Origin of the sequence: Methylomonas sp. AM2-LC, from assembly GCF_039904985.1 — a bacterium.
Taxonomy (GTDB): domain Bacteria; phylum Pseudomonadota; class Gammaproteobacteria; order Methylococcales; family Methylomonadaceae; genus Methylomonas.
The window spans coordinates 771963-785336 of the sequence record NZ_CP157005.1; the positions used below are offsets into that span (position 1 = coordinate 771963).

Below are 13374 nucleotides of genomic sequence, written 5' to 3' on the forward strand. Positions count from 1 at the left end.
GATTTATTGAGCAATGACTTTACCTTGTTCAACACTCTCTATCCTATCCCGCCCTAATACACCACTACCCGCCAATAGCCGTAAGCGTGCGGACCGCCATTCTGCCAGCGTTCTGATGCGTTCTTGTGCCGCATCGGCAAAAGCTGTCTGGGTAGTGAGCATTTCCATAATATCCGCTGCACCCTTATCATAACGGCGTTGAGACGTGGCAAGCGCCTCTTGGGCGGCGTTCAGCAGTGTCGCCGAATAGCTCAGGTTTTGCAGAGAGGATGTGGCATCGGCATAGGCTTTTACCACTTCCATCAAGGTTTGATTCTCGGTATCCGCTAACTGTGCGACACTCTGTTCGGCTTGCGCCTGGGCACTTCTAATTTTATAAGTGGTGGCAAAGCCTTCGAATAAGGGCACTGTCACGGTTAAGCCCACCGTCTCCACACGGGTTTGAGTTTGTGACACCCCTTGTCCGGGATAACCGTTTTGATACGCATTTACCACCAGATCAACAGTCGGCAGCCCATCCGCACGCGCAGAATCAACTTTCTTACGTGCCGCTTCCACTTGTGCCATGGCAGCCACGATGGCGGGATGATTTTTTTTTGTATCCTCCAGCCAAGTAGTTAAATCCTGGTGATCTTGTGCAGCCTGTCCGGGTGGGGGGGGTTTGTCGCAAATTTTGCTGGCTCTTTGCGATAATGCCCGGAATTTGAGTAGGCCGAAAGCATGATCAATTTCCGTGGCGCCCATTATCCAAAAGATGCCATCCTTTACGCTGTTTACTTTTATGTTCGTTATGGCGTATCGTATCGGGATCTTGAAGAAATTTTAGAAGAGCGCGGTGTCCACGTTGATCACTCAACGCTCAATCGGTGGGTGATCCGGTATTCGCCGATGATTGCCGAGGCCGCGAAGAAAAGCAAACGAATGGCCGCCGATTCCTGGAGGATGGACGAAACCTATATTAAAGTCAAAGGCCAATGGGTATACCTGTACCGGGCCATTGATAAGTATGGCGATACTATTGATTTTATGCTGTCAGAACGCCGGGATGAAGAAGCATCCACACGCTTTTTCAAACAGGCGATTGATATCAATGGCCTGCCGAATCGTGTAGTCATCGACAAGAGCGGTTCAAACGAAGCCGGTTTACTGAACATGAACATCTTGTTATTCCTGGTCGGTTGGGCCTACCTAATCGAGATCCTGCAAGTCAAATATCTGAACAATCGGGTGGAACAGGATCATCGGTTCATCAAAAAGCTGACCAATCCGATGCTGGGGTTCAAGGCATTTCATTCTGCCCAAGCGACCTTAGCCGGCATTGAAACGGCGCATATGATCCGGAAGGGCCAGTTGTCGCAAATCGGAATTCCGGCTTACCGGCAATTTATGTCGTTAGCAGGATAACTCTGTCCGGCGGAAGGCTGGCTTTTGGTTCCTGAAAATTTGCGACAAAGCCCTAAAATTTCTTCAAGATCCCGATACGAAACGCCATAACGAACATAAAAGTAAACAGCGTAAAGGATGGCATCTTTTGGATAATGGACACCACGGAAATTGATCATGCTTTTGACCTACTCAAATTCCGGGCATTATCGCAAAGAGCCAGCAAAATTTGCGACAAAACCTCAAGAGGTACCTGGAACAAACCGTTCTTTTGGTTCAATAACCCCGGTAACTAACCATTTTTGTATGACTTGCAATATTGTGCCAAAAATAGCACAATGTCTTATGATAATTGATCGAACAAAAAAGTTACCGGCGCGATTTTATGTGAACTCTTTGGGGCGAAAACCTGTTCGAGATTGGATTTTAGAATTACCTGTTGATGATCGACACACCGTTGGAAAGGATATTCAGAAAGTCGAATTCGGGTGGCCAATCGGACGTCCTCATTGTGCGCCACTTGGTAACGGTTTATGGGAGGTGCGTAGCGACCTAGATAGTAATCGAATTGCGCGAGTGATTTTTTGTATAGACAGCGACTACATGGTTTTGCTGCACGGCTTCATAAAAAAGACACAGAAAACGCCACAGGCGGATATTGAACTTGCTCTAAAACGCAAACGAGAGGTGATGTAATGGAACAGCATAAGAAAGGTAGTGTAAGCGACGAGACATTTGATGACTTTCTTGCGGAACAGGGTCTGCTTCAATCCTGTGAAGATCATGCGATTAAGGAAATGTTCGCCGAACAGATCGCTGTCGAAATGAAAGAGCATGGGCTGACAAAGAGCACAATGGCCAAGCGAATGCATACCAGTCGTCGCCAGCTTGATCGACTGTTCGATCCAGCCATTCAATCCGTTACATTAGATACCTTGAGGAAAGCCGCAAATGCGGTTGGTCGCTCACTACGTATTGAACTCATTTAATGGTTACTCGATAAAACTGAATTAACGATCAATGTTTGCTTGCGATAAACAAATGCCACTAAATCTTTTTAGTTACATGTGAGTATTTGTCGCTACTTGGAGTTCTAAGCCCGAACCCTCGGAATTTTTTTAATCGTTTTAGAACGGTTACATAGCGACTTTTATGTCTATGGTTTTGTCGCAAATTTTGCTGGCTCTTTGCGATAATGCCCAGAATTTGAGTAGGCCGAAAGCATGATCAATTTTCGTGGCGCCCATTATCCAAAAGATGCCATCCTTTACGCCGTTTACTTTTATGTTCGTTATGGCGTATCCTATTGAGATCTTGAAGAAATTTTAGAAGAGCGAGGTGTCCACGTTGACCACTCAACGCTCAATCGCTGTGTGATCCGGTATTCGCCGATGATTGCCGAGGCCGCGAAGAAAAGCAAACGAATGGCCGCCGATTGGCTTTGTTGAATAAATCAAAAAATGGACAGAGCACCCCATTTTTCGGCAATGCCTAAATTCTAACAGACACAGGCATGCCTAAGCCAGTCATCCGATTGAGCGCAACGGCACTTGCCCAAGCCTCGTTTTTTTGTTGCGGCAGTTGACGCGCTTTCATCGTGTTGCCAAAAATCCGCTTGTAGCGTTGCATGGCCAGTTCGGCATAATTACGCAATCCATAGCCGGTCTTTTTTTGCCAAGCGATACGGCCATACCGGTCAATTACCTGGATATGGATGTCTCGTAGGCTATCGCCAGTGGGTGAACAGACTGTGGTCTTATGCGGCGGAACGATCACTTGTGCATCGGGTCGCAGGCATAACACCGCTTTGGAAACCGGATCGCCATCGTACGCGCCATCAGCAATGAAGGTGTCAAACGGCATGTCGATTTGGTCAAGCAAATTAGGTACCACCGAGGGGTCTCCTGTTTCCGGCGTGGTCAGTTCGTAGGCGATGATTTGATGGTTTTCATCAACCGCAAGGTGCAGTTTACGCCAGGTGCGCCGTGCCGCAACGTTATGTTTTTCCTGATGCCATTTGTCCTTACCGTAAACCTTAAGGCCCGTTGAATCAACAATAACAATACTGCCAGTAGCCAGTTCTTGGGTCAATTGATGTCGGGGTAAGGCAACACTACGCTTAGACAGGCTGCTGAAATCAGGGATAGTGATGTCGATATCCAAAGGGCGTTGTTGAATAAATCGGACATTTGGTAAAATTAGCTTTTTAGAGCCTGCCAATCAAGAAGATGCCATACAAGTATAACGAGAAAATCCGCGATAAAATCGACAAACCTCGTTATAAAGTTACCAATTGGCCTGCGTATAATAATGCGTTAAGGAATCGCGGTGATTTCACGGTGTATTTTACCGAAGAGGCAATAGCTGAATGGCATCCAGCCAAGACGGGTAGTCGTGGCAGTCCCCAAAAATACTCCGCGCTTGCGATTGAAACCAGCTTAATGATTCGTCAGGTATTCCGCCTGCCGCTCCGGCAAACACAAGGCTTTATGAATTCACTGATCACGGCTTTGGACATCGACATTACCATCCCTGATTTCAGTAACTTATCCAAGCGTAGCGTTGCCTTACCCCGACATAAATTGACCCAAGAATTGGCTCCAGGCAGTATTGTGATTGTCGATTCAACCGGCCTTAAGGTTTACGGTAAGGACGAATGGCATCAAGAAAAACATGAAGTTGCTGCACGGCGCACCTGGCGTAAACTGCACCTTGCGGTCGATGAAAACCATCAAATCATCGCCTGCGAACTGACCACGCCGGAAACAGGAGATCCATCGGCGGTACCGGATTTGCTTGACCAAATCGACACGCCATTTGACACCTTCATTGCCGATGGCGCCTACGATGGCGATCCGGTTTGTAAAGCGGTGTTAAGTCTGAAGCCGGATGCACAAGTAATCGTTCCACCGCATAAGACCGCTGTTTGTTCACCCGCAGGCGATAGCCAGCGAGACAACCATATCAAAGTAATCGACCAGTATGGCCGTATCGCTTGGCAAAAAAAGACCGGCTATGGCTTGCGTAATTATGTCGAACTGGCCATGCAACGCTACAAGCGGATTTTTGGCAACACGATGAAAGCGCGTCAGCTGCCGCAACAAAAAGCGGAGGCTTTGGCAAGTGCCGTTGCGCTCAATCGGATGACCGACTTAGGCATGCCTGTGTCTGTTAAAATTTAAACATTGCCAGAAAATAGGGAGCTATGTCCATTTTTTGATTTATTCAACAAAGCCAAGGCTCATTGAACCGTGGCGAATCCTACCACCAGTTAAGCTCCACTATTTCCAAAGTCAGCGGCGGCAGGATGCTTAATGGAAAAACTGAAATTGAACTCGACATTAATGCCGAATCCATCAGGCTCATTGCCAACGCGGTGATTTTTTATAATGCGACCATTCTATCGGCGCTTTATCAGCACTATCTAACGATTGATCCGGAAAAGGCGAAAGAAATAGTAAGATTTTCACCTGTTGCCTGGCAGCATATCAACTTCATTGGCAAGTATGAATTTTACAATCGAGAACATATTGTTAATATTCAAGAGGTTATCAAGAAACTTATTGGCGAATTTGAAATCGATATTTCGGCTGCAAGCCGCTAATACCGAGGGCTCCAGGGGTATCGCGGGACAAACCGTTCTTTTGGTTAAATAACCCCGTATTGCATCGGGTCGGTGTAACTGTATCAACTCGGCGAACACTTCCCCTTGCCGGTCGTTGTCCGTGGCCGTCACGATCTCGGCGGCGGGGTATTTGGTCAGCACATAGCGCAACAGTTCATCCTGTCCGGGGGATAATCCCCCACCAAACGACAACACAAGGGCGGGAGTCGGGTCGTACTGGTAAAAGCTCATACCGTCTATGGCGCTTTCAGTCACCACCACGCGGCTTATGTCTTTTTCTGGCACAATTCCTACCCTACAGGCAAAAAACGCCTTATTACCCCCTTTAGCGAAGCCTGAGAAGCCTTTATTTTTAATTTCCCACCCTGACAAGCCGAAAAGGTCGTCATGTCGAAAAAGTGTATTGCCGCGCTCGTCCGTCCGTATTCGATCAGAAAAGCCGGCAATGGTGGCGAGTTCTAAACCTCGGCTTTCGAGATAAGCAGGGCGACAAGCCTCAAATTTATGCCATGAAACCAGCAAAGCGGCGCGGTCAGACGTGATAATGCGCGGTTTTGGAATTTGTGAAGGGTGGGCAGTAGGAAAAGAAACAGAACTGTAGCGGCGTAGGGTTTGTCTTGCGTGTCCAAGGTTGCCGCCTTGCCGATGGATAACAAAATCAATCACGCTGCCGCTGGCGGTCGTTTTTACGCTGAAAAAAACGCCGTGATTATCTTCACCCGTGGCAATGATGATTTTATCGCCGTCCTCATGCCGCATGACTAGACTAGATTTGCTGCTTTCTCTGCGGTCGAGCGTGTAACCGTAGGAAGCTGCTAATTCACCCAGGTTTAAGGCTTTGAACCGTTCCAGTTCGCTGTCTTGGCTCATGTTCTTTTCCCTACTGCCCGTTTTTGCCTTTAGTGGGCTTCTAACTGCGGATCAGACAAGCGCATAGAAATTAAAATTATTTCAATGAAAAAAACTATGATCGATGTCTCTTGAGGCGTGAAGGATGCGCTCAATTCTCACTTCTCCGGCGTTTTCCTGAACCGTGTAGTAAATTAGGTAATGACCAAAAGACACAACACGAACACCCATTCCGAGGCTTTCCCGTAGGGGTGAACCGTTCGGAGTTTGTGGGATTAGTAAACAACGGGTACGAATTTCTTTGATGAAGCTAACCGCTCGCCTTGGGTTGTCGCGAGCGATATAGTCACCGATTTCCTCAAGGTCGAGTTCGGCCAAAGGAGAAAAGCGGCACTGCATCAGGATTGTGTCATGGCTTCGTATTTCTCGCTTAGACGGTTGAAGACGTCTTCGGCCGGAATACTTGGACCGCTATCAATGCCGGCTTGAATCTGTAGCCGCAACTGCTCCCGTTCTTCCATCAGGCGTAATGCATTGCGTACAATTTCACTAGCACTGCTGTAACGTCCGCTTTTCAATTGTGTTTTGATGAACTGTTCAAAGTGTTCGCCGATGGCGTAACTTGATGGCATGGCTTAACCTCGTTCTGAATGGCATTTATTTATATTATCAATTTTTGATAAAAAGACAAGATTAAACATTTCCTGAGTCAGTGTGGATTGGAAGAACCCCCAAAAGTGTTCGTTCTGAGATAGTGCCAAGGTAAGGATTCGTGCGATGTGCGACGTGAAGTCGTATAAATAATTGTTTAGCTTTAGCAATCATGACTAAACCTGCCGTTCCTCCGGCAGTAGCCTAAGAGTGCAGGCATTAACAGTAATGTGATGTTTGAAGCCATTCCGACAATGTAACCCAATCGAAAGATGAAGTCGAGCCCGTGAGGGCAAAACGGAACTGCGAGCATTACGCGGTAGGGTGCTAGGCTTAGAAGGTAAGGTGAACACATGTGAATCAACGATAAATCTCGTTAAATCCGAGGAGTCAAAGATGCTGATAGACTCTAGCCAAAAGGCAACATGGTTAGTTTGGTATTTTCGCATAACCAAACGAGGATAACAAAACCATCGGGAGATAGTTGGCACCTAACCCTTCAGTGTTATTTATATGGAACACGGTAAACCCGTATTTTCGCCTATTTAGGCAAGTTGACCGCGAGGGAAACTGATGGGAATGCGGGCATAGGAGGTTGGAAAAAGCGAAGGCTATTCTGTAATGGAATAGATAGAGATTAAGGTATACCGCCAATATCATCTTGCTCGAAAGAGCGCAGACTTCCAACGGGTCTCAAATTGCAAGATAACTAATAGAACCTTTATAAGGAGGAAGAGCAAATGACGACGACACCTAGTGCAGTTGGTGCAGCCTCCCATTATGACGTGAACTGGCACAGTATTGACTGGGGGCAGGCTCATCGAATAGTGAGAAGGCTACAAGTACGTATTGCAAAGGCAGTCAGCGAAGGCCGCTGGAATAAGGCGAAAGCTTTACAATGGTTGCTGACGCACTCATTTTATGGCAAGGCAGTTGCTGTAAAACGAGTTACTGAAAATCGCGGTAAAAACACCCCAGGAGTTGACGGGGAAACTTGGAATACTCCTGAGCAAAAGGCCAAGGCAATTAACTCGTTCAAAGGAAGAGGCTATCAACCACAACCGCTGAGAAGAGTCAAAATTCCCAAAGCAAACGGTAAACTGCGTCCTTTAGGGATTCCAACCCTACGAGATAGAGCAATGCAAGCGCTGCATTTACTGGGCTTGCAACCGATAGCTGAAACCAAAGCGGATCACAATTCCTATGGATTCCGTCCAGAAAGAGCTTGTAGAGATGCGGCGGCACAATGCTTTGCGGCATTAGTGAGTAAAAACTCAGCGCAGTGGGTTTTAGATGCAGATATATCTGGATGCTTTGACAATATTAGTCATGACTGGTTACTGGCGAATATCCCTATGGATAAAACCGTACTCAGAAAATGGCTGAAAAGTGGTTTTGTTGAAAAAGGAAATTGGTTTCCAACGCAAGCCGGCACTCCGCAAGGGGGTATTGCCTCGCCAACGCTGGCTAATATGGCTTTAGATGGTCTTGAAATCGAACTGGCCGCGCACTTTGGTACAAAAACCAGCAAGAAAAGATGGAAGGGAAAAGTCAATTTTATTCGATATGCAGATGACTTTGTTATCACCGGCGCAACGAAAGAAACGCTGGAGCAGGCAAAGTTGATTATTGAGAACTTTCTGAAGGACAGAGGATTATCGCTATCAGAAGAAAAAACCAAGATTGTGCATATTGATGAAGGCTTTGATTTCTTAGGGTGGAACTTTCGTAAATACGGTGGGAAACTACTCATCAAACCTGCGAAAAAGAATGTACAAGCATTCTTACGGAAAATTCGACTGATAATCAAAGAAAACCAAACAGCAAAACAGGAAAATGTAATTAGGCTCCTAAATCCAATCATAAGGGGATGGGCTAATTATCACCAAAATCAGGTGGCGAAGGAAACCTTTTCTAAGGTTGATCACTTCATCTGGAAAAAGCTTTGGCAATGGGCTTGTCGAAGACATCCAAATAAACCACTTCGGTGGATAAAGGATAGATATTTTGAAAGCGAAGGACTGCGTAACTGGGTGTTTGCCACGAAGGTTAAAACTGAGGATGGAGAAGTGATAAGGGTTAAACTGGTAAATGCTAGTGATACGCCCATTCGCCGACATATCAAGATAAAAGCGGAAGCACACCCGTTCAATCCGGTCTGGGAAGAGTATTTCGAAAACAGGCTTGGCCTGCAAATGAGAGAAAGCCTCAAAGGAAAGAACCAATTGCTTTTTCTTTGGTACGCACAGGAAGGCAAATGTCCGAACTGCAACGAAAGAATTACGAAGGATACGGGGTGCAATATTCACTACATCCAGCGTAAAACAGACGGCGGTAAAAACAGAGTAACAAACCTTATGTTATTACACCCGAACTGTCATAGACAAGTCCATAACCGTAAAAATAAGGAAACTGCCGGTTCTGATCAAACAGGATTTATGGAGGCTTGAGCCGTATGATGGGAAACTATCATGTACGGTTCTTAAGGGGGGATGGCGTAGCAATACGCCGTTCCTACCGGCGTTGTTGAATAAATCGGACATTTGGTAAAATTAGCTTTTTAGAGCCTGCCAATCAAGAAGATGCCATACAAGTATAACGAGAAAATCCGCGATAAAATCGACAAACCTCGTTATAAAGTTACCAATTGGCCTGCGTATAATAATGCGTTAAGGAATCGCGGTGATTTCACGGTGTATTTTACCGAAGAGGCAATAGCTGAATGGCATCCAGCCAAGACGGGTAGTCGTGGCAGTCCCCAAAAATACTCCGCGCTTGCGATTGAAACCAGCTTAATGATTCGTCAGGTATTCCGCCTGCCGCTCCGGCAAACACAAGGCTTTATGAATTCACTGATCACGGCTTTGGACATCGACATTACCATCCCTGATTTCAGTAACTTATCCAAGCGTAGCGTTGCCTTACCCCGACATAAATTGACCCAAGAATTGGCTCCAGGCAGTATTGTGATTGTCGATTCAACCGGCCTTAAGGTTTACGGTAAGGACGAATGGCATCAAGAAAAACATGAAGTTGCTGCACGGCGCACCTGGCGTAAACTGCACCTTGCGGTCGATGAAAACCATCAAATCATCGCCTGCGAACTGACCACGCCGGAAACAGGAGATCCATCGGCGGTACCGGATTTGCTTGACCAAATCGACACGCCATTTGACACCTTCATTGCCGATGGCGCCTACGATGGCGATCCGGTTTGTAAAGCGGTGTTAAGTCTGAAGCCGGATGCACAAGTAATCGTTCCACCGCATAAGACCGCTGTTTGTTCACCCGCAGGCGATAGCCAGCGAGACAACCATATCAAAGTAATCGACCAGTATGGCCGTATCGCTTGGCAAAAAAAGACCGGCTATGGCTTGCGTAATTATGTCGAACTGGCCATGCAACGCTACAAGCGGATTTTTGGCAACACGATGAAAGCGCGTCAGCTGCCGCAACAAAAAGCGGAGGCTTTGGCAAGTGCCGTTGCGCTCAATCGGATGACCGACTTAGGCATGCCTGTGTCTGTTAAAATTTAAACATTGCCAGAAAATAGGGAGCTATGTCCATTTTTTGATTTATTCAACAAAGCCAAGGTGATGGCTTCTGCACAACGGTCAGGTGTGGGAAAGTTGTCGTTTGTGACTCTGGAGCAATAAAAGCATTGTCGCAAAATTTGGAGTATGTAGAGTTTACATTTTAAAATCATGATCTCTTTCTGTAAGGCAAATTGTTCGCAAAAATCATCCTTAATGTCTTTTACTTTTATGCTTGTTACGGAGTATTGTCTTCAGAAGCCGAAGACATTTGATTGATGAGATCGTATACTGGATAAAGTGGGTGACACGATTCATTACATGTTTTTATAATCGAATAATATGCGCATTGATCTAGGAGATTAGTTGATGTCTATCCATCATGCACCACAAGCTACAAACCGTCAGACGTTCTATATTGCAATTGCACTCATTGTGGGTATATGCTTTGGAGAATTGCTAAATCTGAGCTTACCCAAGGATGATTCGCTACTTGTAACTTTAATTGATGTGTTTAATGTTCTGACTGATATCTTTCTGCGCTTGGTAAAAATGATTATTGCCCCATTGGTTTTTGCTACCTTAGTGGTCGGCATGGCTAAGATGGGTGATGTACAGACTGTAGGCCGTATTGGCATAAAAGCGTTGCTATGGTTTTTTTCGGCTTCCTTATTCAGTTTGTTACTGGGAATGCTATTGGTGAATATTATGCAACCTGGTAGTTCGCTAAATATGCTGTTACCCGCTAAAGATGCCATGAATGGATTAGCCAATGTAAAACCTACTTTAGCTGGATTTACTGCGCATATGTTTCCGAAAAGTATAATTGAAGCGATGGCAAGTAATGAAATATTGCAAATCGTGGTATTTTCTATGTTTTTTGGTATTGCTTGCGCCTCTCTTGGTGAATTGGCACACCCCACCGTCAAATTGCTGGATTCACTTAGTCATATCATGCTTAAAATCACTGCCTATGTGATGCATTACGCGCCTGTAGCGGTTTTTTCAGCAATAAGTTCGGTAATTGCGCAAAATGGTATTGGTGTATTGTTAACTTATGGACAGTTTATCGGTGAGTTTTATTTTGCTCTAATCTTGTTGTGCAGTCTGTTGGCCGCTTTTGCTACTTTGTTTTTAGGAAAGCGAATTTGGTCCTTAATTCGGCATATTCGCGAACCTATGTTGTTGGCATTTGGAACGGCAAGTAGCGAAAGTGCTTATCCCAAATTATTACAACAGTTAGAACGCTTTGGTTGTGATGAAAAAGTCTGCGGATTAGTGCTGCCCTTGGGTTATTCCTTTAATCTGGATGGCAGTATGATGTATATGACGTTTGCTGTGTTGTTTATAGCCCAAGCCTATGGTATAGAAATGCCTCTGACAGATCAATTTATGATGTTGTTGGTGTTGTTGTTTACTAGTAAGGGGGTGGCCGGAGTGCCCAGAGCTTCGCTAATTGTAATTTCAGCTACCTTGTCGATGTTTCATATCCCGGAAGCCGGTTTATTACTATTGCTAGGTATAGATCAAATACTGGATATGGGGCGGAGTGCCACTAATGTTTTTGGCAACAGTATTGCAGCTGCTCTGGTAAGTCGTTGGCAGCGAGTATTGAAATAATTTATATCTGCCTGTAAAGCGGTTCGCTTTATATTCAACAGCTATTGTTCAATATATTTTAAGTTTTCTAGTTCTAGCGCTCTTGAAGCTGTTGCGTTCATTAAGCATTCATTGGTTCTTATCGATGCGGATGTGGCTCCATGGGTATCCGCATAAAACTTACAATTCGCATTTCGATATTTAATCCATATGCGTTGCACTTCTTGTAGTTGTTTGGCGCGCAGGCTACTTAGTTGTGTTTGCGCGGCTTTATAAGCCCTGTTTAGTCGTATATCCTGAGAATCATTTTCTATAGAGATACAATTCAGTATTTCGGGTATGGCTCCCCCAGTTTTATCCATACAATCCGCATATTGTTCAGACAAAACATTTTCCGCCAATAAAGTTGTTGGTAGGAATCCTAATGTTAGTAATAAGATTATTTTTTTCATATATCTAGCTCAGGAGGAAAATAAATACCAGATTATTATACAGAGTGACGACAAAATAATGATCAAGTTGTGGCGATTTTTGGGGTCGATATTTGGGTTAGGTGCTATAAATTTAAGATTCTTGCTAGGCTAAAGGCTATGAGTCCAGGCGTTTTTAGCAACGAAAAGCGTTTGGTGAAATATTTGAAACAGAAATTTCGTCTTCAACCGGATAACTTGTTAATATAAGGCATAGTTTTACATCAGGCCAGAGTTTGGTGATTCTGCCGTGGTATGCAAATACCCGGTCTTATTGGGGAGACAAAGCAGATGATAATACATGACCACTATTTGAACTGTGCTAGCCAAATAGCTTCGCCCAATTGTGATCAACGTCCAAATTGGGATATATCGTTATTGGTAATCCATTGTATCAGCCTGCCGCCTGAACAGTTCGAGGGGGATTATATTGATCAACTGTTTTGTAATACACTCAATCCTAAAGATCATCCCTATTTCGAAGAAATTTATCAGTTTAGAGTCTCTGCACATTTGTTGATTCGTCGTAATGGCCTTATCAGACAATATGTGCCTTTTAATCTGCGGGCATGGCATGCCGGTGTATCGAATTATAAGGGACGTGAACAGTGTAACGACTTTTCTATAGGCATCGAATTAGAGGGTTCTATCAAGCAAGATTTTACCGACGATCAATATCAGCGGCTAGCTGAAGTGGTTAGAGTGCTGTTATTGGCTTATCCAGGGCTTTCCAGGCAGGCAATTGTTGGGCACAGTGACATTGCCCCGCATCGAAAGACTGATCCAGGGCCGCTGTTTGACTGGGAAAGGTTTTATAGTTTGTTGGGCTAATAATTCTGCATGAATAGTCGCTTGAAACTGGTGTTATTATCAATAAGTTATTATTTACACTTAATTAATGGAATTAAAATGCCAAACTTATACTGGCAAGCTTTGCATCAGGAATAGCAACGTATGGTATGGTTGTGTCGCAAATTTTTCAGGAATCGAAATCTGAATTTCCAGAAGATAGAATTATCCTGCTAACCCTATAAATTGCCGATAAGTCGGATTCCAGTTTGCGATAACAGGCCCTTTCGGATCATGTGCGTGGTCTCAATTCCGGCTAAAGTGGATTCTGCTAAATAAAATACCTTGAACCCCAGCATAGAATGGGTCAGATTTTTGATGAATCGATGATTCTGTTTCACCCGATTGTTTAGATATTTGAGCTGTAGAATCTATATAAGGTACACTCAGCAATCAGGAATAATCCGACTATGCC

At 44.9% G+C, this 13374-nt stretch carries 12 protein-coding genes and 5 pseudogenes; 10 read left to right on the forward strand and 7 right to left on the reverse strand.

Going from position 1 to position 13374, the window contains the following annotated elements; genetic code table 11:
* Window positions 1-3: 3 nt before the first annotated feature.
* The gene (locus tag ABH008_RS03615; protein ID WP_347988507.1) at window positions 4-744 is read right to left on the reverse strand and encodes a TolC family protein; all 741 of its coding nucleotides are present in this window, start codon (window positions 742-744) and stop codon (window positions 4-6) included.
* On the opposite strand from ABH008_RS03615, the gene ABH008_RS03620 reads away from it, so the two are divergent.
* Complete coding sequence (locus ABH008_RS03620) at window positions 721-1404, forward strand: IS6 family transposase (protein WP_347988508.1); 684 nt, start codon at window positions 721-723, stop codon at window positions 1402-1404. The two genes, ABH008_RS03615 and ABH008_RS03620, sit on opposite strands and share 24 nt — an antisense overlap.
* Window positions 1405-1454: 50 nt before the next feature.
* Here the strand turns inward: ABH008_RS03620 and ABH008_RS03625 are convergent.
* A pseudogene (locus tag ABH008_RS03625) lies at window positions 1455-1562 on the reverse strand (IS6 family transposase); the annotation flags it as partial.
* Between ABH008_RS03625 and ABH008_RS03630 the strand changes: the two are divergent.
* The 3 genes and pseudogenes from ABH008_RS03630 to ABH008_RS03640 form a co-directional block, all read left to right on the forward strand.
* A complete protein-coding gene (locus ABH008_RS03630) occupies window positions 1561-2079 on the forward strand; it encodes a type II toxin-antitoxin system RelE/ParE family toxin (RefSeq protein WP_347988509.1) in 519 nt (172 codons plus the stop codon). The pseudogene ABH008_RS03625 and the gene ABH008_RS03630 sit on opposite strands and share 2 nt — an antisense overlap.
* Window positions 2079-2372: a helix-turn-helix domain-containing protein gene (locus tag ABH008_RS03635; protein ID WP_347988510.1), complete on the forward strand. Its 294-nt coding sequence runs from the start codon at window positions 2079-2081 to the stop codon at window positions 2370-2372. The genes ABH008_RS03630 and ABH008_RS03635 overlap by 1 nt, the downstream gene beginning before the upstream one ends.
* Window positions 2373-2606: 234 nt before the next feature.
* A pseudogene (locus ABH008_RS03640) lies at window positions 2607-2807 on the forward strand (IS6 family transposase); the annotation flags it as partial.
* Between the two features lie 67 nt (window positions 2808-2874).
* Here the strand turns inward: ABH008_RS03640 and ABH008_RS03645 are convergent.
* Window positions 2875-3603: an IS5 family transposase gene (locus ABH008_RS03645; RefSeq protein ID WP_347988511.1), complete on the reverse strand. Its 729-nt coding sequence runs from the start codon at window positions 3601-3603 to the stop codon at window positions 2875-2877.
* 8 nt (window positions 3604-3611) lie between these two features.
* Between ABH008_RS03645 and ABH008_RS03650 the strand changes: the two genes are divergently transcribed.
* Window positions 3612-4565 carry an IS5 family transposase gene (locus ABH008_RS03650; RefSeq protein ID WP_347988512.1) on the forward strand — a complete coding sequence of 318 codons (954 nt, stop codon included), beginning with the start codon at window positions 3612-3614 and terminating at the stop codon, window positions 4563-4565.
* Between the two features lie 59 nt (window positions 4566-4624).
* Window positions 4625-4987 (forward strand): annotated as a pseudogene (locus tag ABH008_RS03655) (Tn3 family transposase); the annotation flags it as partial.
* A 99-nt stretch (window positions 4988-5086) separates the two neighbouring features.
* Here ABH008_RS03655 and ABH008_RS03660 read toward each other — a convergent pair.
* A pseudogene (locus ABH008_RS03660) lies at window positions 5087-5878 on the reverse strand (toprim domain-containing protein); the annotation flags it as partial.
* A 377-nt stretch (window positions 5879-6255) separates the two neighbouring features.
* On the reverse strand, window positions 6256-6489 hold the full coding sequence (locus tag ABH008_RS03665) for a type II toxin-antitoxin system ParD family antitoxin (protein WP_347988513.1): 234 nt from the start codon (window positions 6487-6489) through the stop codon (window positions 6256-6258).
* A gap of 759 nt (window positions 6490-7248) precedes the next feature.
* Between ABH008_RS03665 and ltrA the strand changes: the two genes are divergently transcribed.
* The 3 genes from ltrA to ABH008_RS03680 all read left to right on the forward strand — a co-directional run bounded on the left by ltrA (window position 7249) and on the right by ABH008_RS03680 (window position 11661).
* Window positions 7249-8958: a group II intron reverse transcriptase/maturase gene (gene ltrA / locus ABH008_RS03670; protein WP_347985959.1), complete on the forward strand. Its 1710-nt coding sequence runs from the start codon at window positions 7249-7251 to the stop codon at window positions 8956-8958.
* 132 nt (window positions 8959-9090) lie between these two features.
* Window positions 9091-10044 carry an IS5 family transposase gene (locus tag ABH008_RS03675; protein ID WP_347988512.1) on the forward strand — a complete coding sequence of 318 codons (954 nt, stop codon included), beginning with the start codon at window positions 9091-9093 and terminating at the stop codon, window positions 10042-10044.
* A gap of 366 nt (window positions 10045-10410) precedes the next feature.
* The gene (locus tag ABH008_RS03680; RefSeq protein ID WP_347988514.1) at window positions 10411-11661 is read left to right on the forward strand and encodes a dicarboxylate/amino acid:cation symporter; all 1251 of its coding nucleotides are present in this window, start codon (window positions 10411-10413) and stop codon (window positions 11659-11661) included.
* 41 nt (window positions 11662-11702) lie between these two features.
* On the opposite strand, the gene ABH008_RS03685 is transcribed toward ABH008_RS03680, so the two are convergent.
* The gene (locus ABH008_RS03685; RefSeq protein ID WP_347988515.1) at window positions 11703-12092 is read right to left on the reverse strand and encodes a lysozyme inhibitor LprI family protein; all 390 of its coding nucleotides are present in this window, start codon (window positions 12090-12092) and stop codon (window positions 11703-11705) included.
* 309 nt (window positions 12093-12401) lie between these two features.
* Here ABH008_RS03685 and ampD point away from each other — a divergent pair, with 309 nt between their 5' ends.
* Complete coding sequence (gene ampD / locus ABH008_RS03690) at window positions 12402-12941, forward strand: 1,6-anhydro-N-acetylmuramyl-L-alanine amidase AmpD (protein WP_347988516.1); 540 nt, start codon at window positions 12402-12404, stop codon at window positions 12939-12941.
* A 197-nt stretch (window positions 12942-13138) separates the two neighbouring features.
* Here ampD and ABH008_RS03695 read toward each other — a convergent pair.
* Window positions 13139-13330, reverse strand: a pseudogene (locus ABH008_RS03695) (DDE-type integrase/transposase/recombinase); the annotation flags it as partial.
* Window positions 13331-13374 lie beyond the last annotated feature (44 nt).

Excerpts from the sequence above, each read along its gene's own strand:
- ABH008_RS03620 (WP_347988508.1), top strand. The coding sequence starts at position 721 with ATGATCAATTTCCGTGGCGCCCATTATCCAAAAGATGCCATCCTTTAC.
- ABH008_RS03615 (WP_347988507.1), bottom strand. The coding sequence starts at position 744 with ATGGGCGCCACGGAAATTGATCATGCTTTCGGCCTACTCAAATTCCGG.
- ABH008_RS03630 (WP_347988509.1), top strand. The coding sequence starts at position 1,561 with ATGCTTTTGACCTACTCAAATTCCGGGCATTATCGCAAAGAGCCAGCA.
- ABH008_RS03635 (WP_347988510.1), top strand. The coding sequence starts at position 2,079 with ATGGAACAGCATAAGAAAGGTAGTGTAAGCGACGAGACATTTGATGAC.
- ABH008_RS03650 (WP_347988512.1), top strand. The coding sequence starts at position 3,612 with ATGCCATACAAGTATAACGAGAAAATCCGCGATAAAATCGACAAACCT.
- ABH008_RS03665 (WP_347988513.1), bottom strand. The coding sequence starts at position 6,489 with ATGCCATCAAGTTACGCCATCGGCGAACACTTTGAACAGTTCATCAAA.
- ltrA (WP_347985959.1), top strand. The coding sequence starts at position 7,249 with ATGACGACGACACCTAGTGCAGTTGGTGCAGCCTCCCATTATGACGTG.
- ABH008_RS03675 (WP_347988512.1), top strand. The coding sequence starts at position 9,091 with ATGCCATACAAGTATAACGAGAAAATCCGCGATAAAATCGACAAACCT.
- ABH008_RS03680 (WP_347988514.1), top strand. The coding sequence starts at position 10,411 with ATGTCTATCCATCATGCACCACAAGCTACAAACCGTCAGACGTTCTAT.
- ABH008_RS03685 (WP_347988515.1), bottom strand. The coding sequence starts at position 12,092 with ATGAAAAAAATAATCTTATTACTAACATTAGGATTCCTACCAACAACT.
- ampD (WP_347988516.1), top strand. The coding sequence starts at position 12,402 with ATGATAATACATGACCACTATTTGAACTGTGCTAGCCAAATAGCTTCG.